At 65.2% G+C, this 23,017-nt stretch carries 25 protein-coding genes and 1 riboswitch; of the genes, 14 read left to right on the top strand and 11 right to left on the bottom strand.

What is annotated here, in order from left to right; translation table 11 throughout:
* The first annotated feature begins 47 nt into the window (after positions 1 to 47).
* From AC0L3X_RS06570 to AC0L3X_RS06545, 6 genes are all read left to right on the top strand, one after another.
* Positions 48 to 977: a histone deacetylase family protein gene (locus AC0L3X_RS06570; RefSeq protein WP_063984910.1), complete on the top strand. Its 930-nt coding sequence runs from the start codon at positions 48 to 50 to the stop codon at positions 975 to 977.
* A 68-nt stretch (positions 978 to 1,045) separates the two neighbouring features.
* Entirely contained in the window at positions 1,046 to 1,297 is a 252-nt protein-coding gene (locus AC0L3X_RS06565) for an exodeoxyribonuclease VII small subunit (RefSeq protein ID WP_008132970.1), read from the top strand.
* Positions 1,298 to 1,886: 589 nt separating this feature from the next.
* Entirely contained in the window at positions 1,887 to 3,815 is a 1,929-nt protein-coding gene (dxs, locus tag AC0L3X_RS06560; protein ID WP_028148183.1) for a 1-deoxy-D-xylulose-5-phosphate synthase, read from the top strand.
* Positions 3,816 to 3,852: 37 nt separating this feature from the next.
* Positions 3,853 to 4,407, top strand: a complete 555-nt coding sequence (locus AC0L3X_RS06555) for a nucleoside 2-deoxyribosyltransferase (protein WP_063984911.1) — start codon at positions 3,853 to 3,855, stop codon at positions 4,405 to 4,407.
* Positions 4,408 to 4,433: 26 nt separating this feature from the next.
* Positions 4,434 to 5,168: a TlyA family RNA methyltransferase gene (locus AC0L3X_RS06550; protein WP_063984912.1), complete on the top strand. Its 735-nt coding sequence runs from the start codon at positions 4,434 to 4,436 to the stop codon at positions 5,166 to 5,168.
* Positions 5,161 to 6,408 carry a class I SAM-dependent RNA methyltransferase gene (locus AC0L3X_RS06545; protein ID WP_063984913.1) on the top strand — a complete coding sequence of 416 codons (1,248 nt, stop codon included), beginning with the start codon at positions 5,161 to 5,163 and terminating at the stop codon, positions 6,406 to 6,408. Before AC0L3X_RS06550 ends, AC0L3X_RS06545 begins: the two co-directional genes overlap by 8 nt.
* 40 nt (positions 6,409 to 6,448) lie before the next feature.
* On the opposite strand, the gene AC0L3X_RS06540 is transcribed toward AC0L3X_RS06545, so the two are convergent.
* The 5 genes from AC0L3X_RS06540 to AC0L3X_RS06520 are packed head-to-tail and all read right to left on the bottom strand — an operon-like array spanning position 6,449 to position 11,375.
* On the bottom strand, positions 6,449 to 7,300 hold the full coding sequence (locus AC0L3X_RS06540; protein WP_063986589.1) for an ABC transporter permease: 852 nt from the start codon (positions 7,298 to 7,300) through the stop codon (positions 6,449 to 6,451).
* 2 nt (positions 7,301 to 7,302) lie between these two features.
* Complete coding sequence (locus tag AC0L3X_RS06535) at positions 7,303 to 8,142, bottom strand: ABC transporter ATP-binding protein (protein WP_084795245.1); 840 nt, start codon at positions 8,140 to 8,142, stop codon at positions 7,303 to 7,305.
* The gene (locus tag AC0L3X_RS06530; protein ID WP_063986590.1) at positions 8,139 to 9,185 is read right to left on the bottom strand and encodes an ABC transporter substrate-binding protein; all 1,047 of its coding nucleotides are present in this window, start codon (positions 9,183 to 9,185) and stop codon (positions 8,139 to 8,141) included. The genes AC0L3X_RS06535 and AC0L3X_RS06530 overlap by 4 nt, the downstream gene beginning before the upstream one ends.
* Positions 9,186 to 9,222: 37 nt before the next feature.
* On the bottom strand, positions 9,223 to 10,443 hold the full coding sequence (locus AC0L3X_RS06525; RefSeq protein ID WP_063984914.1) for a CaiB/BaiF CoA transferase family protein: 1,221 nt from the start codon (positions 10,441 to 10,443) through the stop codon (positions 9,223 to 9,225).
* On the bottom strand, positions 10,440 to 11,375 hold the full coding sequence (locus tag AC0L3X_RS06520) for a hydroxymethylglutaryl-CoA lyase (protein ID WP_063984915.1): 936 nt from the start codon (positions 11,373 to 11,375) through the stop codon (positions 10,440 to 10,442). The genes AC0L3X_RS06525 and AC0L3X_RS06520 overlap by 4 nt, the downstream gene beginning before the upstream one ends.
* An 88-nt stretch (positions 11,376 to 11,463) precedes the next feature.
* Between AC0L3X_RS06520 and AC0L3X_RS06515 the strand changes: the two genes are divergently transcribed.
* Entirely contained in the window at positions 11,464 to 12,375 is a 912-nt protein-coding gene (locus tag AC0L3X_RS06515) for a GntR family transcriptional regulator (protein ID WP_084795387.1), read from the top strand.
* Between the two features lie 48 nt (positions 12,376 to 12,423).
* Here AC0L3X_RS06515 and AC0L3X_RS06510 read toward each other — a convergent pair whose 3' ends face one another.
* Complete coding sequence (locus tag AC0L3X_RS06510; RefSeq protein WP_063984916.1) at positions 12,424 to 13,026, bottom strand: hypothetical protein; 603 nt, start codon at positions 13,024 to 13,026, stop codon at positions 12,424 to 12,426.
* Positions 13,027 to 13,281: 255 nt separating this feature from the next.
* Here AC0L3X_RS06510 and AC0L3X_RS06505 point away from each other — a divergent pair, with 255 nt between their 5' ends.
* Positions 13,282 to 14,340 (top strand): class I SAM-dependent methyltransferase, encoded by a 1,059-nt coding sequence (locus AC0L3X_RS06505; protein WP_063986592.1) that lies wholly within the window; start codon positions 13,282 to 13,284, stop codon positions 14,338 to 14,340.
* A gap of 28 nt (positions 14,341 to 14,368) precedes the next feature.
* Here the strand turns inward: AC0L3X_RS06505 and AC0L3X_RS06500 are convergent, their stop codons facing one another.
* Complete coding sequence (locus AC0L3X_RS06500) at positions 14,369 to 14,752, bottom strand: bleomycin resistance protein (RefSeq protein WP_063984917.1); 384 nt, start codon at positions 14,750 to 14,752, stop codon at positions 14,369 to 14,371.
* Between the two features lie 206 nt (positions 14,753 to 14,958).
* Between AC0L3X_RS06500 and AC0L3X_RS06495 the strand changes: the two genes are divergently transcribed.
* Positions 14,959 to 15,732 carry an enoyl-CoA hydratase/isomerase family protein gene (locus tag AC0L3X_RS06495; RefSeq protein WP_063986593.1) on the top strand — a complete coding sequence of 258 codons (774 nt, stop codon included), beginning with the start codon at positions 14,959 to 14,961 and terminating at the stop codon, positions 15,730 to 15,732.
* A gap of 33 nt (positions 15,733 to 15,765) precedes the next feature.
* Here the strand turns inward: AC0L3X_RS06495 and AC0L3X_RS06490 are convergent, their stop codons facing one another.
* Positions 15,766 to 16,398 carry a hypothetical protein gene (locus tag AC0L3X_RS06490; RefSeq protein ID WP_063984918.1) on the bottom strand — a complete coding sequence of 211 codons (633 nt, stop codon included), beginning with the start codon at positions 16,396 to 16,398 and terminating at the stop codon, positions 15,766 to 15,768.
* A 180-nt stretch (positions 16,399 to 16,578) separates the two neighbouring features.
* Positions 16,579 to 17,442, bottom strand: a complete 864-nt coding sequence (locus AC0L3X_RS06485) for a DUF1194 domain-containing protein (RefSeq protein ID WP_063984919.1) — start codon at positions 17,440 to 17,442, stop codon at positions 16,579 to 16,581.
* Positions 17,443 to 17,705: 263 nt separating this feature from the next.
* Positions 17,706 to 17,783, top strand: a riboswitch (Fluoride riboswitch).
* Between the two features lie 52 nt (positions 17,784 to 17,835).
* Between AC0L3X_RS06485 and AC0L3X_RS06480 the strand changes: the two genes are divergently transcribed.
* From AC0L3X_RS06480 to clpS, 5 genes are read left to right on the top strand one after another with little or no spacing between them, the layout of a single operon-like run.
* Complete coding sequence (locus tag AC0L3X_RS06480) at positions 17,836 to 19,083, top strand: MFS transporter (RefSeq protein ID WP_231144376.1); 1,248 nt, start codon at positions 17,836 to 17,838, stop codon at positions 19,081 to 19,083.
* Complete coding sequence (crcB, locus tag AC0L3X_RS06475) at positions 19,058 to 19,492, top strand: fluoride efflux transporter CrcB (protein ID WP_063984920.1); 435 nt, start codon at positions 19,058 to 19,060, stop codon at positions 19,490 to 19,492. The genes AC0L3X_RS06480 and crcB (AC0L3X_RS06475) overlap by 26 nt, the downstream gene beginning before the upstream one ends.
* Before the next feature lie 6 nt (positions 19,493 to 19,498).
* On the top strand, positions 19,499 to 19,927 hold the full coding sequence (gene crcB, locus AC0L3X_RS06470; RefSeq protein ID WP_212487035.1) for a fluoride efflux transporter CrcB: 429 nt from the start codon (positions 19,499 to 19,501) through the stop codon (positions 19,925 to 19,927).
* Positions 19,928 to 19,929: 2 nt separating this feature from the next.
* Complete coding sequence (locus AC0L3X_RS06465; RefSeq protein WP_063984922.1) at positions 19,930 to 20,271, top strand: DUF190 domain-containing protein; 342 nt, start codon at positions 19,930 to 19,932, stop codon at positions 20,269 to 20,271.
* 41 nt (positions 20,272 to 20,312) lie between these two features.
* Entirely contained in the window at positions 20,313 to 20,618 is a 306-nt protein-coding gene (clpS, locus tag AC0L3X_RS06460) for an ATP-dependent Clp protease adapter ClpS (RefSeq protein WP_014497217.1), read from the top strand.
* Positions 20,619 to 20,661: 43 nt separating this feature from the next.
* Here the strand turns inward: clpS and AC0L3X_RS06455 are convergent, their stop codons facing one another.
* Both AC0L3X_RS06455 and aroC read right to left on the bottom strand, forming a co-directional pair.
* A complete protein-coding gene (locus AC0L3X_RS06455; RefSeq protein ID WP_473316312.1) occupies positions 20,662 to 21,852 on the bottom strand; it encodes an adenylate/guanylate cyclase domain-containing protein in 1,191 nt (396 codons plus the stop codon).
* Positions 21,853 to 21,922: 70 nt separating this feature from the next.
* Positions 21,923 to 23,011, bottom strand: coding sequence for a chorismate synthase (gene aroC, locus AC0L3X_RS06450; protein ID WP_063984924.1), 1,089 nt, complete (start codon positions 23,009 to 23,011; stop codon positions 21,923 to 21,925).
* Positions 23,012 to 23,017: the final 6 nt, after the last annotated feature.

Raw genomic sequence — 23,017 nt, 5'->3', positions numbered from 1 at the left:
GATGCGCCAAGCGACGTCAAGAGCCCGTTCCCTGTGAGGCCGACCTGATGAGCACGCTTCTCCTCTCCCACAAGGCCTGCCTCGACCACGTCACGCCGCCGGGACACCCTGAAAGGCCCGACCGCCTGCGGGCGGTGGAGGAAGCGCTGTCGCAGGAACGCTTCCAGTTCCTGGCGCGCGACCTGGCACCGGAAGGCGATCTCGATCTCGTGACGCTGTGCCACAACGAGCACTACGTCACCGAGCTGCGCCACATCGCGCCGACCAGCGGCCAAGTCTATATCGACGGCGACACCTCGATGTCACCAGGCACGTGGGAAGCAGTGATGCGCGGCGTCGGCGGCGCAGTGGCTGCGACCGAAGCGGTGATGAATGGCGAGCATCGCAACGCCTTCGTCGCGGTGCGCCCGCCCGGACATCACGCCGAGATCGGCAAGCCGATGGGCTTCTGCTTCTTCGACAATGCCGCGATCGCCGCGCGTCACGCGCAGCGCAAATACGGCGTCCAGCGCGCCGCCATCGTCGATTTCGACGTGCATCACGGCAACGGCACGCAGGACATCTTCTGGTCCGATCAGACCGTGATGTACTGCTCGACGCATCAGATGCCGCTGTTTCCGGGTACCGGCGCGAAGGGCGAGCGCGGCGACCACGACACCATCGTCAATGCGCCGCTCGCTTCCGAAGACGGCGGACCAGAATTCCGCGCCGCGTTCGAGCAACTGATCCTGCCGCGCCTCGAAAAATTCAGCCCCGAGCTTCTCGTCATCTCCGCGGGCTTCGATGCGCATTACCGCGATCCGCTGGCCTCGCTGAATTTGCGCGCGGAGGACTACACCTGGGTCACGCGCAAGCTGATGGACCTTGCCGACAAGTCCGCAGGGGGCCGCATTGTTTCGGTGCTCGAGGGCGGCTATGACCTGCAAGGATTGAAAGAATCTGTTACGGCGCATGTCGGCGCCCTGATGGGCGCTTGACGCACCCGCCACATTACGCCCGCAAAACTGCGCTTTTTCTCACGTGAAGCGGGCAATCGGAAACGGATATGGCCGAAAATACCCAAGTCGACGTCTCCAGGCTCACCTTCGAACGCGCCATCGAGGAGCTCGAAACCATCGTGAAGCGGCTCGAGGACGGCAAGGTGCCGCTCGAGGAATCCGTGACGATCTACGAGCGCGGCGAGGCGCTGAAGCGCCGCTGCGAGGAATTGCTGCGCCAAGCCGAGGCACGCGTCGACAAGATCACCACCGATGCCAGCGGCCAGGCCACCGGCACCGCACCGCTCGACGTGCAGTAAGGTCCCCGTTTCAAGCCGCCCGCCTCAAGCATCGGCCATCTGCAGTTTTTCATGATCGCACGCCGCTGTTTGGGCTTACAGCCCTCGGCGGCCAAGCACTGACATCGAAGAGTTCCCCCGGCCAGGGCCTCTCGGGCTCGCGAATCTGGCCAAAACGGCCTTCCTCTCGCCCAAAATGCAGGCGAGGAACCGGGCAAGACTGGAACCCATCCGCCGGCGCCAGGATTAACCAAGCTGGCCCGCGGGTTGCAGGTGCATACCCCTAAACGACCCTGCGGGTTGGCTTTGGCCCAAGCTTTGGTGTAAAGCTGCGCGGAGTGTGGCTTTTTGCAAGCCTTGCGTGGGCACAAATTACCGACGACAAGCGCTTCAAACTGCTAATGAAATTGGCTGGGACGGACGAAGCCGATCTAAGTGACAGGGATCACAGGGACTGAACCGGAGCGCACCTAAGCTCACCTAAGCTTGAAGACGGGGCCCTGCCCCATGCAGGTGGCTCCGACGGTTTAAGGACTCGCGCTGCGCCGATATTGTGCAAACCCATCGCGCACCGGAACGATCTTCCGGCGCTGACAAATTGGAAATCGCCGTGAACGCATACAGTAAAACGCCGCTTCTCGACACCATCCATACGCCGGATGACCTGCGCAAGCTCAAGATCGAGCAGGTTCGCCAGGTCGCCGACGAGCTGCGGCAAGAGACCATCGATGCCGTCTCGGTGACCGGCGGTCACTTCGGCGCCGGCCTCGGCGTGGTCGAGCTCACCACCGCGATCCATTATGTCTTCGACACGCCGCGCGACCGGCTGATCTGGGACGTCGGCCATCAGGCCTATCCGCACAAGATCCTCACCGGCCGGCGCGACCGCATCCGCACGCTGCGCACCGGCGGCGGCCTGTCCGGCTTCACCAAGCGCAGCGAGAGCGATTACGATCCGTTCGGCGCAGCGCATTCCTCGACCTCGATTTCCGCCGGCCTCGGCATGGCGGTCGCGCGCGACCTCTCCGGCGGCAAGAACAACGTTATCGCGGTGATCGGTGACGGCGCGATGTCAGCCGGCATGGCCTATGAAGCCATGAACAACGCCGGCGCCATGAACTCGCGCCTGATCGTGATCCTCAACGACAACGACATGTCGATCGCGCCGCCGGTCGGCGCGATGAGCGCCTATCTGTCGCGCCTCTACTCCGGCAAGACCTATCGCACGCTGCGCGATGCGGCCAAGCAGATCAACAAGCGCCTGCCCAAGATCATCGCCAACCGCGCCAACCGCGTCGAGGAATATTCGCGCGGCTTCATGATGGACGGCGGCACGCTGTTCGAGGAGCTCGGCTTCTATTATGTCGGCCCGATCGACGGTCATAACCTCGACCATCTGCTGCCCGTGCTGAAGAACGTGCGCGACATGGAGACCGGCCCGATCCTGGTCCACGTCGTGACTCAGAAGGGCAAGGGCTACGGCCCGGCGGAAGCTTCCGCCGACAAGTACCACGCGGTCGTCAAGTTCGACGTCGCGACCGGCACCCAGGCCAAGGCCAAGCCGAATGCGCCGGCCTACCAGAACGTGTTCGGCCAGAGCCTCGTCAAGGAAGCGCAGAAGGACGACAAGATCGTCGCCATCACCGCGGCGATGCCGTCCGGCACCGGCGTCGACATCTTCAACAAGGCCTTCCCGGACCGCACCTTCGACGTCGGCATCGCCGAGCAGCACGCGGTGACGTTCGCCGCCGGTCTTGCGAGCGAAGGCTACAAGCCGTTCTGCGCGATCTACTCGACCTTCCTGCAGCGCGGCTACGACCAGATCGTGCATGACGTCGCCATCCAGAACCTGCCGGTCCGCTTCGCCATCGACCGCGCCGGCCTCGTCGGCGCCGACGGCGCGACGCATGCCGGCTCGTTCGACAACGCCTATCTCGGCTGCCTGCCGAACATGGTGATCATGGCCGCGGCCGACGAAGCCGAGCTCGTGCACATGGTGGCGACCCAGGTCGCGATCGACGACCGTCCGAGCTCGCTGCGCTATCCGCGCGGCGAAGGCCGCGGCATCGAGATGCCCGAAGTCGGCGTTCCGCTCGAGGTCGGCAAGGGCCGCATGATTCGCCAGGGCAGCAAGATCGCATTGCTTTCCTTCGGTACGCGCCTCGCCGAATGCGAGAAGGCGGCCGACGAACTCGCCGCCCACGGCCTCTCCACCTCGATCGCCGATGCGCGCTTCATGAAGCCGCTCGACACCGAGCTGGTTCTCAAGCTCGCCCGCGACCACGAGATCCTGATCACGATCGAGGAAGGCTCGGTCGGCGGCTTCGGCTCGCATGTCGCGCAGTACCTGACCGATCAGGGCGCGCTCGACGGCGGCATGGTCAAGTTCCGCTCGATGGTGCTGCCCGACGTGTTCCAGGACCACGACACGCCGGCCGCGATGTACGGCCGTGCCGGTCTCGACGCCAAGGGCATCGTCGCCAAGGTGTTCGAGGCGCTGGGCAAGGACGTCAAGACCGAGACGGTCAAGCTCGCCTAACGGCGAGCTTCGACCTTCGCGAACCAGCGCGACCTTCATGAAAATCTATCTGGCAGGGCCCGACGTGTTCCTGCCGGATGCGGTTGAGATCGGCCGGCAAAAGGCCGCGATCTGCGCTGCGCATGGGCTCACCGGCCTCTATCCCCTCGACAACGCGATCGATCTCACCTCGCCCGACGCCTCGCGGCAGATCTTTTGCGGCAACGAGGCGATGATGGACGAAGCCGATGCCATCATCGCGAACCTCACCCCGTTCCGCGGTGCCGGCGCCGACCCCGGCACCGTCTACGAGCTCGGCTACATGGCCGGCCGCCGCAAGATTTGCCTGGCCTATTCCAACGACGGCGCCGTCTATGCCGACCGCGTCGGCCGCTTCATGGACGTGACCTCCGAGGACGGACGGCTGGTCGATGCACAGGGGCTGACGGTCGAGGATTTTGGCCTCGTCGACAACCTCATGATGATCCATGCGCTGGAGCTGCACGGCTGCCCGCTGGTGACGCCGGCGCAGATGCCGATCGACGTCTGGCACGATCTGGCCGCGTTCGAGGCTTGCGTCCGGATCGCGGCCGCGCGATTGATCGCACCATAGACGTTTCAGTCGCCTCCGGAGATCCGATGTCCCCTGCCCGCAAGCGTGCGGATGTTCTGCTGGTCGAGCGCGGCTTGTTCGAGAGCCGGGCGCGGGCGCGCGCGGCGATCGAGGCCGGGCTCGTCACCGCCGACGACAAGCAGGTCGCCAAACCCTCGGAGACGATCGCCGAGGACGCGGTGATCGTCGCCGAGCCTGCGCATCCCTATGTGTCGCGCGGCGGCGTCAAGCTCGCCGGCGCGCTGGAGCGCTACCCCATCGAGATCGAGGACCATGTCTGCCTCGACGTCGGCGCCTCCACCGGCGGTTTCACCGAGGTGCTGCTGGCGAACGGCGCCAGCCTGGTGTTCGCCATCGATGTCGGCACCAGCCAGCTGCATCCCTCGCTGCGCGACCATCCCAAGATCGTGTCGATGGAGGAGACCGACATCCGCAGCTATGACGGCAAACGGTTGCCGGCGCGGCCCGACGTCGTCGTCATCGACGTCAGCTTCATCTCGCTCAAGACGGTGCTGCCCGTGGCGCTGTCACTGGCGGCGGCGCCGATGAGCCTGCTGGCGCTGATCAAGCCGCAGTTCGAGGCCGATCGGAAGCACAACAAGAAGGGCATCATCCGCGACGCCGCCGTGCATCAGGAGATCTGCGACGACATCGCGGTCTTTGCCGCTTCGCTCGGCTGCACCGACATCGAGGTGTTCCCCTCCCCGATCACCGGCGGTGACGGCAATATCGAATTCTTCCTGGGCGCGCGCCGTGGTTGAGCGCATGAGGATCGATCACGTCGGCCATCGCGGCGACGGCGTCTCGCTCGCTGCGGGCGATCCCGTCTATGTGCCCTACGCGCTTGGCGGCGAGACCGTCGAGGTCGACCACGTCGCCGGCAGCCATCCCGACCGCCGCAAGCTGCTCGCGGTCGATGTCGCCAGCCCCGATCGCATCGAGCCGTTCTGTCCGCATTTCGGCGTCTGCGGCGGCTGCGCCATCCAGCACTGGGCGGCTGAGCCCTATCACGCGTGGAAGCGCGGCATCGTGGTCGAGACGCTGGCCCAGGCCGGGATCGACTGCGAGGTGGCGCCGCTGGTCGATGCCCATGGTGCCGGCCGCCGGCGCGTCACGCTGCACGGGCGGTTCGGCACGCATGACGTCCTCAAGGTCGGTTTCTCGGCGGCGAGCTCGCACGACGTGATCCCGATTCATCGCTGCCCGATCCTCGATCCCGGGCTCGAGGGCGCGCTCGATGCCGCCTGGGCGCTTGCCGAATCCCTGACGTCTAGGATGGCGGTGACGAAGCCGCTGGACATCCAGGTCACCGCGACCGCCAACGGCCTCGATGTCGACGTGCGCGGCTCCGGCCCGCTGCCGACGCCGCTGGTCACGGCGCTTTCGCGCGTCGCCGAGCAGCATCGGCTGGCGCGGCTGACGCGGCACGGCGAGCTGGTGCTGCAACGCCTGCCGCCGACGGTGCGGATGGGCCGCGCCGAGGTGACGCTGCCGCCGGGCTCGTTCCTGCAGGCAACGGTCGCGGGCGAGGAGACGCTGGCGTCGCTCGTCGCCGAGCGCGTCGGCAAGGCCAAGGAGGTTCTCGACCTCTTCTGCGGCGTCGGCCCGTTTGCCTTGAGGCTCGCCGAGAAGGCGCGCGTCACCGCCTATGACAACGACGCCGGCGCCGTCGCGGCGCTTGTGAAGGCTGCGCGCACACCCGGGCTGAAGCCGATCAAGGCCGAACCGCGCGACCTGTTCCGCCGCCCGCTGGTGCCGCCGGAGCTGCGCGACTTCGACGCCGTGGTGTTCGACCCGCCGCGCCAGGGCGCGCAGGCGCAGGCGCTGAAACTCGCTGCGAGCAAGGTACCCGTCGTGATCGCGGTGTCCTGCAACGCCGCAACCTTCGCTCGCGACGCCCGGCTCCTCATCGACGGCGGCTACAGGATCGAGACCGTGGTCCCGGTCGATCAGTTCCGCCACACGCCGCATGTGGAATTGGTGGCGCGGTTCACGCGCTGACGCGCTACCTGCCGCTCACCGTCCGAACCCTTCCAGACTGCTATGCCGACGGTTCGAATTGCGGCTGCCATCGCAGCAGGTAGGACTGCAGCGAGCGCACCGCGATCGCCAACAGGATTCCGACGAACATCATGACGAAGATGGCGACCATCATCTCGCTGGCATTGGCGCGCGCCTCGGCTTCGATGATGAGCTTGCCGAGCCCGCGCTCGGCGCCGATGAATTCGCCGACGATGACGCCGATCAGCGCGAAAGACACCGCCGGCAACAGCGACGCGAACACCCAGGCCAGCGCGGAGGGGATCACCACCGTGCGCAGCACGGTGAGTTCGCTGGCACCGAGCAGACGGGCAGCGGCGATCTGGTCGCGGTCGACCGCACGCGTTCCCTCGAAGGTGTTGAAGAACACCACGAAGAACACGACGAGCCATGCCGTGGCGATCTTGGAGAGATCGCCGAGGCCGAAGATCAGGATGACGAGCGGCACCAGCGCGATGCGCGGTATCGAGTTGAGCGCCACGACATAGGGCCCGAACACGCGGGCCAGGAAGTCCGAACGGCCGAGGACCAGGCCGGCCGCGATTCCGCTCGCTGAGCCGAAAAGAAATCCCCACCAGGTGTTCTTCAGCGTGACGAGCGTGGCGAGCCACAAATTGTTGTCGTTGCCGTTGATGCAGGCGGCAAAGCCGGCGGGATCGGCAAAGCAGCCAAGCCGCAGGAAGCTCTGCCAGATCAACGACGGCTTGGCGACGAAATAGGGATCGAGGATTTTCGGCACATAGGCCTTCGGCAACAGCGCCTTGCTCCATTCGAAGCCCCACTGCCAGACGACGAGAACCACCACGAGAATGGCCACTTGCCAGAACAGGACGGCGCTACGGCTGTTGGACATGATCATTCGGCCCTGGTGCGGCGGAATTCTTCGCCGAGGGAATGCCAGATGTGAGAGTAGAGGCGGCCGAATTCGGCGGTCTCGCGCACGTCCACGGGATCGCGCGGCCGCGGGATGGCGACGTCGAAATCTTCCTTGAGCCTCCCGGGCCGGGCCGAGAGCAGGATGATGCGGCTCGCCAGCGTCAAGGCCTCGCCGAGATCGTGGGTCACGAACAGCACAGTCTGCCGCTCGCGTTCCCATATCTCCAGCAGCGTCTTGTGCATCTCGAGTTTGGTGTGGGTGTCGAGCGCGCCGAACGGCTCATCCATCAGCAGGATCTCGGGCTCCATGATCAGCGTGCGCATCAAGGCGACGCGCTGACGCATGCCGCCGGACAGCATGCTGGGGAAGCTCTGTGCAAAGCCGGAGAGCCCGGCCTTCTCGACGGCCGAAGCGACGCGCCCGGCGCGCTCGGTCTTTCGCAGCCCCGCGATCTCCAGCCCATAGCCGATGTTCTGCTCCACGGTTCGCCAGGGAAACAGCGTGTCGCGCTGGAAGACATAGCCGACCCTGCGGTTGACCTTTCCGGTCTCAACCATGTCCTCATCGATCAGGATGCGTCCGCCCGAGCGCGGCAATAGCCCCGCAACCATGTTGAGGATGGTGCTCTTGCCGCAGCCGGACGGACCGAGCAGCGCGACGAACTCGCCTTGCTTGACCTCGAAGGAAACGTCATCGACCGCCACGAACTCGCGGCCGGACGCGTTGAAGCGCTTGGCGAGACCTCGCACCGCGATGCGGGTTCGCTCCTCCACCTCGTCTCGCGCGAGCGCGAATCCTGGGCCTGGCGCAGCGATCATTTGTATTTCGCCATCGCCGCCTGGAGGAAGCTCATGTCGACGACATCCTCGTATTTCGTCTCGGGAATATCCGTTCCCTTGCGGTACCAGGGCTTGGCCCCGCGTTCGAACGAGGACTTGTCGATGACGCCGTCATAGGCCCAGGTCGATTTGTCGAAGCCGAGCTCGGCGCTGACTGCATCGGGGTCGATGCCCGAGAAATATTTCGGCGTGACCAGTGCCTGTACGTCCGCGAGCGGCGTCGCCTTCACGAAAGCGATCGCGCGGTGGATCGCGTTCACATAGGCCTGCACCATCGCCTTGTCCTGCTCGATCGTGTCCTGGAGCGTGTAGATCACCAGCACGGGCAGCGTGCCGCCGAAATCCTTCTCGAATACGCCGGGCTTGGAGGTGTCGTAGATCGTCCTGCCGAAGCCCTTCTTCTCGACCTCGACGATCCAGCTTGGCGGCGCCATGATGGCGTCGAACTGCTTGGTCTGCAGCGACGGGAACATCGTGTTGGGTCCGCCGCCGGCGACCCAGTTCACCCTGTCGCCGAGCCCGCGCGTTTCGAACACATAGGTGCCGAACACCCAGGTGCCCGACCCGATCGCGGTGGCCGCGACGATCGGCTTGGCGCCGTCAGGCCGTTTATGCTCGGCGAGCTTCTCGACTGAATTGATACCGCCGTCGTAAAGGTCCTGCCGGACCACGATGTTGGCGTAGGAGCACACCATCTCGGTCGCGAGCAGGATCTTGCAGGGTTTGCCGCGCGCACTGAGCTGGAGCGGATGGCTGGCATCGCCGTGCGCGAACAGGGCTTGTCCCGCCGCCAGCGTCTGACGGCCGAACGTGCCGGCGTTACCGGTGACGAGCTTGGAGTCGAGACCTTCGTCCCTGAAGTAACCCTTCAGCTCGGCAATCATGCCGATGGCGTAGACCGGCGACACCGGCCCGAAGGCGAGCGATACCTGCTTGGTCTCGGCGCGGAGCTGCCCGGGCAGCATCGATGCGCCGGCCAATGTGGAGCCCGCGATCAGCGCCTGGCGTCTGGTGATGTTCATGTGCTCCTCCTTGATTCTTGTTTGATCGATCCGTTCGTCAGGACGGCCCAGGCGCAATCCGGATGGTTCCTGCCTTTTGCAGCGTCTCGATTTCACTCGACGAAATGCCGATCTCGCTCAGGATCTCGCGCGTCTGCTCGCCGATCTGCGGCGGATCGTAGCGGTTGGGCAGCCGGCGGCCGTCCATGGAGATCGGCAACAGCGGCGTTTTTGCCTCGCCGCCGTCAGGCAGGTGAATGTTGGTCAGCCCGCCCGACTGGTTCAGATGCGGGTCGTCGAAGAGATCGCCGGGCTTGTTGACCGGCGCGTAGGGCAGATCGAGCTGCTCGAGGCGTGCCGCGAGATCGGCCTTGTCCCATTGCTTGAAGATCTTCGCGATCTCCGGGATCAGCCAGCCGCGATGATCGACGCGGTCGTTGCTCGTCGCAAAGCGCGGATCGGCAAGCCAGGATTCGCGATCGAAGGCGCGGCAGAACGCCTCCCATTGCTCTTCACCGACGATGGTGACGAACAGCTTCGAGCCGTCCCTGGTGTCGAAGAGATCGTAGACCGGCCAGGGGCTGTCCTTGATCGAATAGGGGATCGAGGGCTGGCCGCTGACCACCTCGCACATCATGGCCTGCGCCATCAGGAACACGTTGTTCTCGTAGAGCGCGCTCTGGATGTAGCGGCCGCGCCCGGTGCGCTGCCGCTCGGCCAGCGCGGCCTGGATCGCGATCACGCCGAACATGCCGCCCATGATGTCGTTGACCGAGGCACCGGCGCGCATCGGCCGGTCCGGCAGGCCCGTCATGTAGGCAAGGCCGCCCATCATCTGCACGACCTCGTCGAGCGCGAGGCGATTCTCGTACGGGCCGGGCAAATAGCCCTTGAGCGAGCAGTAGATCAGGCGCGGCGCAAAAGCGGCAACCGACTCGTAGTCGAGACTGATCCGCTTCAGCAGGCCGGGTCGGAAATTCTCGATCAGGACGTCGCTGCTCTCGATCAGCCGCCGCGCGATGGTCTGGCCTTCCGCGGTCGACGTATCCAGCGCGATGCTGCGCTTGTTGCGGCTGTAGGTGGCGAAGAAGCCGGCAGCGGGCCCCTTGAAATAGCGGGTGCGGTCGCCCTTGGGCGGCTCGACCTTGATCACGTCGGCGCCGAGATCGGCGAGGATCAAGCCGCAGCTCGGCCCCATCACCATCTGGCTGAACTCGATGACACGAAGGCCGGCCAGCGGACGCAGCTCCGTTGCCGCCTCGGGCGCGGCCGTCGTCATGCCGCCCTCCGCAGCACCTTGGGAATGCCGGCCTCGTGCAGGTGCCCGGTCAGATGTTTTGCCTGGATGTGGCGGGCCAGAATCTCGCGCGTTTGCATCAGCCGATCGAGGTCGATGCCGGTCGAAAGTCCCATGCGTTCCAGCATGAACACGAGATCCTCGGTGACGATGTTGCCGCGGGCACCAGGCGCGAAAGGACAGCCGCCAAGTCCTGATACCGCGGCGTCGAAACGCCGGATCCCGGCTTCGAGGCCGGCGACGGCATTGGCGAGGCCAGCACCGAGCGTGTCGTGCAGATGCAGCCGCAGCGTCATCTGCAATCCGACTTCACGCCTGACGGCTTCGACGATCTGCCTGACCAGTTTCGGGGTGGCGTAGCCGACGGTGTCGGCGAGCCCGATCTCGTCGGCACCGGCCTCGGCAAAGGCGCGCGCGACCCGGCACACCGCCGCTTCGCTCACCTCGCCTTCCAGCGAGCAGCCGAAGGAGGTGGCGATCGCGCCCATCAGGTGCGGCCGCCGGCCCGCCGGACAGGCGTCGATCGCGGCGCGGACCGCGCGAAACCCGTCGAGCTGCTCTTCGATCGAGCGCCGCACATTGGCGCGGTTGTGCGTCTCGCTGGCGGAGATGACGAAGTAGACGGCGTCGACACCGGCGGCGATGGCGCGCTCGGCGCCCTTCACGTTCGGCACAAGTGCACCGATGGTCGCGGTCCTGTGCGCGAGCGCGTGCGCCATCACCGCATCGACATCGGCGAATTGCGGTACGACCTTCGGCGGCACGAAGGATCCCGCGTCGATCTCGCGCACGCCGGCGGCGGCGATCGTATCAATCAGCGCGCATTTGGCTTCGGTGGGAACGAACACGTCCAGGTTTTGCAGCCCATCGCGGGGGCCGACCTCGCAAATCAGGACATCCGGCGCATGCGCCATCAGGCTCTCCCTGGTTCGATTGTATATTATTGCGTAAAAGAACAATCCGTGGGACAGTCTGTCAAGCTCAAAATCCGCGTGCACTGCAATGACCGCCTCCGACAATTCCCGACCGCCCGCTTCAAGCAAAGGCGGTTCCGAGCGCGCCGAGCACCTCGCCGGGCTGATCATGGCGCTCGCCCGACGCGAAGGCATGAAGGCTGGCGATCGCTTGATCGAACAAAGGCTTGCCGATGCGCTCGATCTTTCACGCGCGCCGATCCGGCTCGGCCTCAAGGCTCTGGAAGCGGCAGGGCTCGCGCGCGGCGAGCCACATCGCGGGTTCGTGCTGGCCAAGCATCCGACCAGCGGCGCAGCCCAGCCAGCCCTCGCGGCGGTCAGGCGCAGCGAACAGGTTTATACGTCCATCGCAGGCGACGTGCTCGCAAGCCGGCTGCCGGCTGACGTCACCGAGGCGGAGCTGATGCGCCGCTATGGCCTCAGCCGGGCCGAGTTGCAGCGGCTGCTTGACCGGATCGCTGCCGAGGGCTGGATTGCACGCCTGCCGGGTTATGGCTGGCGCTTCGCGGAGACGGTCTCGAACCCCGAAGCTCACGCCAAGGCCATGGCGTTTCGCGCGGTGATCGAACCTGCGGCAATCGCGCAGCCCAGCTTTGCGCTGCCGCAGGAGGTGATTGCACGCTTGCGCGAGCGCCAGCTGCGCGTATTCGAAGGCGAGCTCGAGAAGATGACGATCGGCGAGGTCTTTCTTTCCGGTTGCGAATTCCATGAGGAGATCATTCGCGGCGCCGGCAATCCCTTCTTTCTTGAATCGCTCCGGCGCGTGAATTCGATCAGACGCCTGTTCGCCTATCGCAGCTTCGCCGACCGCGACGGTATGCGGCGGCACGTGCGCGAGCATTTGCGCCTGCTCGAGGTTCTGGAAACGCGGCGTTACGCCGAAGCGGCAGAGCTGATGGCGAAGCACCTGCAACGCCCGCTGGTGGCGGGCTTGTCGTAAGCCAACGCGGCTGCCGTCAAGCGGGCGGCGAAAGCGACGCGTGACCGCTCAACGACGCAAGCCACCCAACGCCGGTGACTCGCCGGGCAGCATTGACGAATTGATGTCGCTGTCCATGCGTCCCGATTGCTGCTGGGTGAAACCGGCGCCGAACGACAGGCTGAGGTTGGAGGTCGGCTTGAACTCGACACCCGCGAAAGCGCCGTAGCCGGGCGAGGCGCTGGAGGTGAGCGGGGCGAGCGAGCTGCCGATGCCGCCATTGTATTTCAGCGTGTCGAACCCGGCAAAGAACGTGACGGGCATGCCGCCCGCGGTCTTGTAGTTGTAACCGAACTGCGTGCCATCGTAGGAGAGCGCGTTGAAATTGCCGGCCGGCGCAGGCTGGCTGAGGCCGCCCAGGCCTAGATTGCCGCGTTCGCTTCCGACGAAGAAACCGGGACGAAAATCATAGCCTGCGTTGGCATCGCCACCCTTGAAGCTCGGAAAATTGCCGTAGCCATCGGAGCCCTGGCCGGCGCTGCCACCAAAGCCGAAAGGCCCGCCCGGGATCCAATATTGCAGGGGCGCGACTTGCGCATGAGCCGGCGCTCCGCCGAGGCAGAACACCACGAAGAGAGTTGCGAGACCGCAGGAACGTGCAAGGCTGGACATTCAGGTAACCGTCAAAAAAGTGCGGAAATTATATGCCGGGGATCACACGAATACCAGTGACGCGATGCCGGTGGTCGCGCCATCGAGTTCCAAAATCACGTTATCCTGACGTGTTGAACCTCCTGCGCGACGGATTGACCCACATAGAGGACGCGCGAACGCGAGCCGTCGCTTCGATCCTGATCGGCCGGCGCAGTCCGGCAAGACGCAATTGCGCAGACCTTTGAAAATGCCAGACACAACATGGAGGCTGTCATGGAGGTCGATTCCGACAGGTTGAATGCCTTTATGGGCAAGATGATCACCGAGGTCGGTGCCGCGATGAACGCATCGCTGGTCCTGCTGGGCGACAAGCTCGGCCTCTACCGCGCCCTCGCCGCCAAGGGACCCATGAGCTCTGCCGAGCTCGCAAGCGCCACCGGAACGAACGAACGCTACGTCCGCGAGTGGCTGGCGAGCCAGGCGGCTTCTGGTTACGTCGAATACGACTCCGCTTCCGGCAAGTTCTCGATGCTGCCGGAGCAGGCGATGGCGCTTGCCGATGATGACAGCCCGGTCTTCCTCGGCGCGGTCGGTAATGTCATTGCCGCGGCGTTCCTCGACGAGCCGAAAATTACGGACGCATTCAAGTCCGGCAAGGGCGTCGGCTGGAATCGTCGCAGCGAGTGCCTGTTCTGCGGCACCGCCCGGTTCTTCCGCACCGGCTACATGCATCATCTGGTGCAGGAGTGGCTGCCCGCGCTCGAAGGCGTCGTGGACAAGCTGAAGCGCGGTGCCAAGGTCGCCGACGTCGGCTGCGGGCACGGCGTCTCGACACGGCTGATGGCGGAGGCCTTCCCGAACTCCCGCTTCTACGGCTTCGACTATCACGAGGGCTCGATCGCGGCCGCACGAAAGGCGACGACTGAGGCGAAGCTGGGCGATCGTGTCAGCTTCGCGGTTCACTCGGCGAAGACCTATCCCGCCGAGGGCTACGATCTCGTCTGCTTCTTCGATTGCCTGCACGACATGGGCGATCCCGTCGGCGCCATCAGCCACGTGCGCAAGACCATGGCGAAGGACGGCACCTGCATGCTGGTCGAGCCGTTCGCAGGCGACCGCCTCGAAGACAATCTCAACCCGGTCGGGCGGGTCTACTATGCGGCATCGACCATGATCTGCACGCCGGCCTCGCTCGATCAGGAGGTGGGCCTCGCGCTGGGCGCCCAAGCCGGCGAGGCAAGGCTGCGCAAGGTCGCCAGCGAAGGCGGCCTGTCGCGCTTCCGCCGCGCCGCCGAAACACCCTTCAACCTGATCCTGGAGGCCAGGATCTGATGCAATGGCGGACGCGCGGCCGGCGATGTCAGGCCGCGTCGTCCGTTCCCATACCGAACGTGAGCTGATTGCCGTCGGCGTCGACGACGTCGAAATCGCGCATGCGATAGTCACGGTCCTCCGGCCGGTTGAGCAGCCTGGCGCCGCGTCCCGATAGTTCGGCATAGATCTGATCGACGTCCCTGACGAAGATGCAGATGCCGCCGTGCCCGGGCAACCGCTTCGTTACCGCCGCCGCAAGCAGATGCAGGCCGACCTCGTCACGGCAGAGGCAGGCGTAGGACGGAGGCTGACCGTATTCGAAGGTGACCTCGAAGCCGAGCACGTCGCGGTAATAAGCGAGGCTGGCTGTGATGTCGGACACGACGAAGACGGTGGCGGAGCCGGCCATCATCGGGTGTTCGTCGGTCATTGGTCCCTCCATCCGGCAAGCAATCTCCTGCACGCAGTCTAGCATGCGCGCTGGAGGTCTTGCACGGCCCAAGCCGCACCGTAAGCTGTCGCCCGGACAAGGCGGAAGCACCGAACGACAGCGTCCCGCCGCCGCCGCTCGCCGCGAAATAACCGGGCCACCACCTCGATCGATGCCGCACGTTTCCCGAAAGCATGGAGAACCCGGTGACATCTGACAATCCCGTCGCCTACGAACGCGCAGGCAACATCGCCCGCATCACGCTGCGCCGCCCGCCCGTCAATGCACTGAGCCTCGAGGTCATCCGTGCGGTGGTCGCGGCCCTGCGTCGCGCAGCGAACGATCCGGAAGCTCGCGTTGTCGTGCTGGCGAGCGCGATCGCCAAGCGCTTTTCGGCCGGCCTCGACCTCGACATCCTGCTTGGCAAATCCGGCGCCGAGATCCGCGAATTCCTCCAGTCGCTCTATATCGACCTTTACGACGCCCAGTACGGGCTCGGAAAACCGTCGATCGCCGCGGTCGGTGGTGCGGCGCGCGGCGGCGGCATGACCATGGCGGTGTCCTGCGACGTGGTGCTGGCGGCCGAGAGCGCGACGTTCGGCTATCCCGAGATCGACGTCGGCGTCATTCCCGCGATCCACTACGCACACCTGCCGCGCATCGTCGGACGCCACCGCGCTTTCGAGCTGCTGTTCACCGGCCGCGTCTTCACCGCCGCGGAGGCGCGGGAACTCGGCGTGGTCAACCGCGTCGTCGCCGATGCGGAGCTCGACACCGAGGTGATCAAGCTCGCGGCGCAATTCGCCGGCAAGTCGGCCGCCGTGCTGCGGATGGGCCGCGCCGCCTTCATGCGCCAGATTGATCTCGACTACCGGCGCAGCATCGCAAGTGCAGTAGACGATTTCTGCAATGTCGCGACGTCGGACGAAGCGCAGGAGGGATTGAGGGCGTTCGTGGAGAAGCGGGCGCCGAAATGGTGAGGGGGGCCGCCGGCCGCCCAGGGAGGCTGGCGTTCAGGCCGTCCTGTCCACCGAGGACGACGAATCCGCAGGCGGATATTTCGTCACCGGCACGGTGAAGGATTTGGAGCCGACCTGATAGATGATCTTGCCGTTTTGTCCGTTGTCGGTCGATATCTGCGACTGCCCGAACATGATGACGTTCCTGTAGACGTAGCCGGTGCCCTGGCGGGTGATACCGTCGGTGGTGACGCTGACCGTCGCCTCCTTGCCGTTGATGGCCAGCACGCGAAAGCTCGCACTCTTGCCGATGTCGGCGGAATAGCCGCCCCAGCTTCCCATGAGGATGCTGTCGGAACCCGGCGCCGCCTGTTTCTGCAAAGTCGCGCTCTGCTTGCCAACGCCCGAGGAGAACAGGAGCACTAGGTTCTTGCCGTCCTTGGTGCCGACCGTGACGTTGCCGTAGCTTATCGTTGCACCATTGACCTCGCCGATACCGCGCTCGGTGTGCCCGTTATGGGTGTACTCGATTTGGGCCCTGGCCCCGCGGATGTTCACGACCTTGAAGCCGACGGCCTGGTTGTTGCCTGCCCAATTGCCCTTCCAGTCACCCACCAGACTGCTCTGGTGATACACCCGCTCGTTGGCGGGCGAAATCTGGCTGGTGCTCGATGTGACGATGGCCATTGGATTGCTCGGCGGATTTGTCTGACAGACCCGCTTCTGTTCGCGCGCCGGACGGCGAAGTCAGAACTTTATCCGGAAACAACGGGAAGCAGGCCGATTAGGGCCACGCAGCAGTTAACGCGTGGTTAAATTCGACCGCGGGCGGGACAGGGCAAAAGGTCTCATTCGGGGTGGTGCGGATCAGCGCCCCCAGCGGTCCGACCAGATTTTCTCGCCGATCAAGCAGCTGACCCGTGGCTCCTTGTCGGCAACGCGCCTCACGGGGCGCTCCGGCATGCGGCCCGCGACCTCCATCAGGAGCTTGGTGCGGATCGCTTCCTTGAACTTGTCGCGATCCTTGATCGTGATGACGAAGGAGCCGGGACCGCCGATAACGCAGTCCTCGTAGTAGTAGTCGAGATTGTCGATATCCATGGTCGAATAGGACGGCTCCTTGACCATGATCGGCAGGCCGTTGATGACGATGCCCTTCTCGAGCGCGGCGTCGCGCGCGGCCGTCACCGGGCCGCCATTGTTGTTCGGGCCGTCACCGGAAATGTCGATCACGCGGCGCAAGCCGCGATAGGGATCCTCGTCGAACAACGGCATCGCGAACGTGATCGCCCCGGAGATCGAGGTGCGCGAGGCGCGCCGGATCGGCGTCTTCAAGATCTCGGCGGCGACCGCGTCCGCCGTCTCCGGTCCGTCCACCAGCCGCCACGGGATGATGATCTTCTGGTCGCTGGAAGCGGCCCATTCGAAGTAAGTCACCGCGATCCGGCCATTCGGCCCGAGCTTCAGCGCCTGGAGGAATTCCTTCGACTGGATCGCCTGCGCATAGCCTTCGCGCTGGATCGCGAGTTCGTCCATGTCCATGGAGTAGGAGACGTCGACCGCGAGGACCAGCTCGACATCGACCGTCTGCGCGTCCCGATCGGCCGCTAGCCGTTGTGGCGAACTCTTGCTCGGTTCAAATTTGGGCCCTGGTGCCGCGATGCCCGCGACATCCCCTCCGGCGAGTACGCCGGCCACCAGCACAGCCCCGATCGAGAACAGCATGCGCATCGCAGTCTCCCGTCGTATGACGCGATGGTGACATGCAATCGCCTTGCCGCAAAGTCCGAAGATCGCTTGCGCTTCACATTCCGGTTAGGAATTCGCGAGTTGGGAATGCGCACGTCACGCAAAGCTGCCGCCGTGTTGCCGCGCTTGCGCCACGGGGACATGCGCGATCGCTCACGCCAACATTCCGGAGCGTCCAGCAGCATCGAGCCGAAGACAGACCTTCCCCGCCCACTTGTCCGGTGCGATTTCCATGCTAGGTTGGATGTACAGATGGGGATGGAGTCCCCCGACAACCGCCCGTCGGCCTGTGACCGTAGTGGGCTGATGACTCCTGCTCGAGGAGGGGCAATCTCAAAGCCTCGGCCTTTGGCGGGAGCATGGACAAACCCGCCGATGGCGGGTTTTTTGTTGCCTGAAGGCGAAGGTCAGGGCGTGACGACGACGACACCGAATGCTGCGCGTGCGGGGCTGCCCAGGGGGATCTGGGTGCTCGGCTTCGTCTCGATGCTGATGGACGTCTCCTCCGAGATGATCCACGCGCTGCTGCCGGTCTATCTCGTCACCGTGCTCGGGGCCTCCACGCTCACGGTCGGCTTCATCGAGGGCATTGCGGAGGCGACCGCCTCGATCACGAAGATCTTCTCCGGCGCATTGTCCGACTGGCTCGGCCGGCGCAAGCTCCTCGCGGCGCTCGGCTACGGCCTAGCCGCGCTGACAAAACCGCTGTTCCCGCTTGCCCCCAGCGTCGGTTGGCTGATTGCCGCGCGCTTCATCGACCGCGTCGGCAAGGGTATTCGCGGCGCACCGCGCGATGCGCTGATCGCCGACATTGCACCTGCGGGTCTGCGCGGCGCGAGCTTCGGCCTGCGGCAGTCGCTCGACACCATCGGCGCATTCGTCGGACCGCTCGTGGCGATCGGCCTGATGTGGTGGACGGCAGATAATTTTGCCCTCGTCTTCTGGGTAGCGGTGCTGCCGGCCTTCCTGTCTTTCGGCCTGATCGCATTCGCGGTGAGCGAGCCGGAGCCGGACCCAAGCCGGGAGACTACGAAGAATCCGCTGAACACCTCCGCCATGCGGCAGCTCGGATCCGTGTACTGGCGCGTCGTCGCGGTCGGCGTGGTGTTCACGCTCGCGCGCTTCAGCGAGGCCTTTTTGATCCTGCGCGCGCAGAACATCGGTCTCTCGGCGATGTGGGTGCCGGCGGTGCTGGTGCTGATGAACGTGGTCTATGCCCTGTCGGCCTATCCGGCCGGCGTGCTGTCGGACCGGATCAACCGGACCGGCCTGCTCGCGCTCGGCCTCGTCTTCCTCGCCGGCGCCGATCTCGCGCTCGCGCTGCTGCCTAGCCTCGCGGGCCTCGCGCTCGGCGTCGTGCTGTGGGGGCTGCACATGGGATTGACCCAAGGCCTGCTGTCGGCCCTCGTCGCCGACGCCGCGCCGCCGAGCCTGCGCGGCACCGCATTCGGCTATTTCAACCTGTTCACCGGACTGGCCTTGCTAGCCGCAAGCGTGATCGCCGGCGCGCTGTGGGATGCCTACGGTCCTGCGGGCACGTTTTTGGCCGGGCTCGGCTTCGCGCTGGTCGCGCTCGCAGGGCTGCTCGCCGTCGGCAATGGTCTGGCAGCGGAGGACAAATGATGATGGAGGAGCGTTCGTCGTGTTGAGCGGAGTGATCGCAATCGTGGTCGGCAGCGTTCTCGGCGGCTGCGCGCGCTATTTCGTCTCGGGCGCGATCGCGCGGCGGCTGGGCGAGACCTTTCCCTGGGGCACCATGACCATCAACATCACCGGCGCCTTCCTGATCGGCATTTTCGGCGCGCTGGCAACCCATCCCGGCTCGATCTTCGCCGCGCCCAATCCATGGCTGTTCGCGGTGACCGGGTTCCTCGGCTGCTACACCACGGTGTCCTCGTTCAGCCTGCAGACGCTGACACTCGCGCGCAACGGCGAGCCGATGCATGCGCTCGGCAATGTCGCGCTCTCGGTCGGGCTTTGCCTTGCCGCCGTCAGTTGCGGCTTTGTCATCGCTGACGGTCTTGGAGGCTAGAGGCGGATGACCGTTCCCTCCTCCACCGACCGCTGGCGCAGCGCGATGCTCTATGCCTGGGTTTCCTTCGGCAGCGTCCTTGGCGGCCTCGCGCGCTATTTCGTCTCCCTCGTGCTCGACACCGGCCCGGGCTTCCCCGTCGCGACGCTGTTCATCAATGCCACGGGATCGCTCATCATCGGCTTCTACGCAACGCTGACCGGCCCCGACGGCCGCGTGCTGGCGCGGCCCGAGCACCGGCAGTTCGTCATGACCGGGTTTTGCGGCGGCTACACCACCTTCTCGGCCTTCAGCCTGGAGACCTTCCGCCTGTTCCACGGCGGCATGAAATACACGGCACTCGCCTATATCGCGGCATCCGTCATCTGCTGGCTGGTGTCCGTGTGGCTCGGCCATATGATGGCAAGCCGCTACAACCGCTTGACGAGGAGCTGACCATGCAAATCCCCAATCAGGCTGTTTCGCTCCGGATCTTCATCGGCGAGAGCGACCATTTCGGCGGCAAGCCGCTTTACGAAGCGATCGTGATGACGGCGCGCGAGCGGCATCTCGCGGGCGCCACCGTGCTGCGCGGCCCGATGGGGTTTGGCAAGTCGAGCCGGCTGCACACCTCGAAGATCCTGCGGCTGTCGGAAGACCTGCCGCTGCTGATCGAGATCGTCGACAGCGAGGACAGCATCAACGCATTCCTGCCCATCCTGGATGGCATGATGTCGAGCGGCCTGATCACCTTGGAGAAGGTGCAGGTCCTGCAATATGGTGAGAGGACCGCACACTGAGCACCGCGGCTGAACCGAGCCCGCCGTTTCCGGGAGGCGGAATGAACGACACCGTTACCAAGCCTAAAACCAGGACGAAGACCAAGGTCGAGCGGCCCAAGCTGCACAAGGTCATCCTGATCAACGACGACTTCACGCCACGCGAATTCGTCACGATGATCCTCAAGGCCGAGTTCCGCATGACCGAGGATCAGGCCTACAAGGTCATGATCACCGCGCACAAGCTGGGCGCCTGCGTGGTCGCCGTGTTCACCAGGGACGTCGCCGAAACCAAGGCCACCCGCGCCACCGACGCCGGCCGCGCCAAGGGCTATCCGCTGCTGTTCACGACGGAGCCCGAGGAATAGGGCTTCATGTTGCGACGATGAATGATCTTCATCTCATCGCGCATCAGGCCATCACCACCGGCGTCTCTTCGGCGAGCCCGTACACGCGTTGCGCCTTCGAAAACCCTGCGATCGGAAATTCGCCGAGCTCGCGCCAGTCATGGCGGCAGGCGTTCGCGAAGACTTCCGAGACCACGACGGTCCGCCCCAGCCTGCCCGTGATCTTCTCAAGCCTTGCCGCGAGATTGACGGCGGGGCCGATGCAGGTGAAGTCGAGGCGATTGCCGCCGCCGATATTGCCGTAGAGGATGTTGCCGACGTGCAGCGCGACGCCGAAGCGGAAGCGCTCGACGATGTCGCCGACCGGGAAAGCGAGCGCCTCGACGCTGGCGCGGGATTCGCGCGCGGCCTCCAGCACGCGGGTGCAGACATGGGCGGCATCGCCGACATATTCGTCGATCGGGAACACCGCGAGCAGGCCGTCGCCCATGAACTTCAGCACCTCGCCGCCATGGCCCCGGATCGCGGTGACCTGGCAGTCGAAATACTGGTTGAGGATCTCGACCACGGTCTCGGCCGGCAGCCGGTCCGACAGCGCAGTGAAACCGCGCAGATCCGAGAGCCAGATCGCAGCCTGCATGGTGTCGTTGTGGCCGCGTCGGATCTGGCCGCCGAGGATGCGCGCGCCGGCACGGTTGCCGACATAGGTGTCGAGCAGCATCTCGGCGGTGCGGCGCAGGCTGATGATCTCGCTGACGCGCGCGAGCGGTGCCGCAAGGGTCCGGATCGCCGCGATGTCGTCGTCGCTGAAGCCGCCGGGCTGCCGCGTCACCCAGCTCGTCGCGTGGATCGAGCCGTCGAGATAGTGCATCGGCATCGCGAGGTAGTCGGTCACGCCTTCGGCGCGCATGTCGTCGAGGAACGGAAACCGCTTGCTGTCCGGGTCGTCCATCCGTCCCCGGACCTCCAGCCCCTCCTCGAACACGATCCGGAGCGGGCTCCTGGCGAATTCAGGCGTGTCCAGAATCTCGAAATCGACAGTACCAATCTCGACCTTCTGACCTTCCCGCCAAATGAAATTGCGGCCGAAGATTTCCGGATGCAGCGTTCGGATGAAGATACCGAACCGCGACAGCGGCAGGCCGACCGCGACCAGATGCTCGCAGACCTCGGCGATCATCTCGGAAGGGGTCCCAGACGACCTCGCACCGTCGATCAGCCAGTTGGTGATGCGCTGGATCTCGGAGTTTTGCATGACCGCATTTGCGGACGAAGTTGTGGGGACGTCAAGCTGCGCGGTGGGCTAGTACCGCGACACGAATGCTCTAGCGGCCGACCTGCCCGCGATCCCGAATGAAGTGATCGGCGAGCACGCAGGCCATCATGGCCTCGCCGACGGGCACGGCGCGGATGCCGACACAGGGGTCGTGGCGGCCCTTGGTCATGATCTCGGTGTCGGCGCCCTTGCGATCGACAGTGAGGCGCGGCTGGAGGATCGACGAGGTCGGCTTCACCGCGAAGCGGACCACCACCGGCTGTCCGGTGGAGATGCCGCCCAGAACGCCGCCGGCATGGTTGGAGAGGAAGCGCGTGCCATCATTGCCTGTGCGCATCTCGTCGGCGTTCTCTTCGCCGGTGAGCTCGGCCGCGCCAAAGCCGGCACCGATCTCGACGCCCTTCACGGCGTTGATGGTCATCATCGCACCCGCGAGATCAGAATCGAGTTTTGCGTAGATCGGGGCACCTAAGCCTGCCGGCACGCCTTCGGCGACGACCTCGATCACCGCGCCGATCGACGAGCCGCTCTTGCGGATGCCGTCGAGATAGGTCTCGAAGAAGGCGGCCTTGTCCTTGTCCGGACAGAAGAACGGATTTTTGGCAATCTCGTCCCAGTCCCATTTGTCGCGGTCGATCTTGTGCGGGCCGATTTGCACCAGCGCGCCGCGGACCTTGACGTCGGGCAGCACTTTTCGCGCGATCGCACCGGCGGCAACGCGCATCGCGGTCTCGCGCGCCGAGGAGCGGCCGCCGCCACGATAGTCGCGCAGGCCGTATTTGGCCTCATAGGTGAAGTCGGCATGTCCGGGACGAAACTTGTCCTTGATCTCGGAATAGTCCTTCGAGCGCTGGTCGGTGTTCTCGATCAGGAGCCCGATCGGGGTGCCCGTCGTCACCTGCACGCCGGTCTCCGGATGCGCCATCACGCCGGACAGGATTTTCACCTGGTCCGGCTCCTGGCGCTGGGTGGTGAAGCGCGATTGGCCGGGCCGACGGCGGTCGAGATCCTGCTGGATATCGGCCTCGGTGAGCGGGATCATGGGCGGACAGCCGTCGACCACGCAGCCGATCGCCACCCCATGGCTCTCGCCGAAGGTGGTGACGCGGAACATGTGGCCGAAGGTGTTGAAGGACATCGCTGC

It is taken from the genome of Bradyrhizobium sp. MI1.7 (genome assembly GCF_055811795.1).
This window is presented reverse-complemented; position numbering and strand designations above follow the sequence as displayed.

Excerpts from the sequence above, each read along its gene's own strand:
- clpS (WP_014497217.1), top strand. The coding sequence starts at position 20,313 with ATGAACGACACCGTTACCAAGCCTAAAACCAGGACGAAGACCAAGGTC.
- AC0L3X_RS06465 (WP_063984922.1), top strand. The coding sequence starts at position 19,930 with ATGCAAATCCCCAATCAGGCTGTTTCGCTCCGGATCTTCATCGGCGAG.
- AC0L3X_RS06500 (WP_063984917.1), bottom strand. The coding sequence starts at position 14,752 with ATGACCGACGAACACCCGATGATGGCCGGCTCCGCCACCGTCTTCGTC.
- AC0L3X_RS06515 (WP_084795387.1), top strand. The coding sequence starts at position 11,464 with ATGACCGCCTCCGACAATTCCCGACCGCCCGCTTCAAGCAAAGGCGGT.
- AC0L3X_RS06530 (WP_063986590.1), bottom strand. The coding sequence starts at position 9,185 with ATGAACATCACCAGACGCCAGGCGCTGATCGCGGGCTCCACATTGGCC.
- AC0L3X_RS06485 (WP_063984919.1), bottom strand. The coding sequence starts at position 17,442 with ATGCGCATGCTGTTCTCGATCGGGGCTGTGCTGGTGGCCGGCGTACTC.
- AC0L3X_RS06555 (WP_063984911.1), top strand. The coding sequence starts at position 3,853 with ATGAAAATCTATCTGGCAGGGCCCGACGTGTTCCTGCCGGATGCGGTT.
- AC0L3X_RS06565 (WP_008132970.1), top strand. The coding sequence starts at position 1,046 with ATGGCCGAAAATACCCAAGTCGACGTCTCCAGGCTCACCTTCGAACGC.
- AC0L3X_RS06550 (WP_063984912.1), top strand. The coding sequence starts at position 4,434 with ATGTCCCCTGCCCGCAAGCGTGCGGATGTTCTGCTGGTCGAGCGCGGC.
- aroC (WP_063984924.1), bottom strand. The coding sequence starts at position 23,011 with ATGTCCTTCAACACCTTCGGCCACATGTTCCGCGTCACCACCTTCGGC.
- AC0L3X_RS06510 (WP_063984916.1), bottom strand. The coding sequence starts at position 13,026 with ATGTCCAGCCTTGCACGTTCCTGCGGTCTCGCAACTCTCTTCGTGGTG.
- crcB (WP_063984920.1), top strand. The coding sequence starts at position 19,058 with ATGGTCTGGCAGCGGAGGACAAATGATGATGGAGGAGCGTTCGTCGTG.
- AC0L3X_RS06520 (WP_063984915.1), bottom strand. The coding sequence starts at position 11,375 with ATGGCGCATGCGCCGGATGTCCTGATTTGCGAGGTCGGCCCCCGCGAT.
- AC0L3X_RS06570 (WP_063984910.1), top strand. The coding sequence starts at position 48 with ATGAGCACGCTTCTCCTCTCCCACAAGGCCTGCCTCGACCACGTCACG.
- AC0L3X_RS06525 (WP_063984914.1), bottom strand. The coding sequence starts at position 10,443 with ATGACGACGGCCGCGCCCGAGGCGGCAACGGAGCTGCGTCCGCTGGCC.
- AC0L3X_RS06505 (WP_063986592.1), top strand. The coding sequence starts at position 13,282 with ATGGAGGTCGATTCCGACAGGTTGAATGCCTTTATGGGCAAGATGATC.
- AC0L3X_RS06490 (WP_063984918.1), bottom strand. The coding sequence starts at position 16,398 with ATGGCCATCGTCACATCGAGCACCAGCCAGATTTCGCCCGCCAACGAG.
- AC0L3X_RS06540 (WP_063986589.1), bottom strand. The coding sequence starts at position 7,300 with ATGTCCAACAGCCGTAGCGCCGTCCTGTTCTGGCAAGTGGCCATTCTC.
- crcB (WP_212487035.1), top strand. The coding sequence starts at position 19,499 with ATGACCGTTCCCTCCTCCACCGACCGCTGGCGCAGCGCGATGCTCTAT.
- AC0L3X_RS06535 (WP_084795245.1), bottom strand. The coding sequence starts at position 8,142 with ATGATCGCTGCGCCAGGCCCAGGATTCGCGCTCGCGCGAGACGAGGTG.
- AC0L3X_RS06480 (WP_231144376.1), top strand. The coding sequence starts at position 17,836 with ATGGCGGGTTTTTTGTTGCCTGAAGGCGAAGGTCAGGGCGTGACGACG.
- AC0L3X_RS06455 (WP_473316312.1), bottom strand. The coding sequence starts at position 21,852 with ATGCAAAACTCCGAGATCCAGCGCATCACCAACTGGCTGATCGACGGT.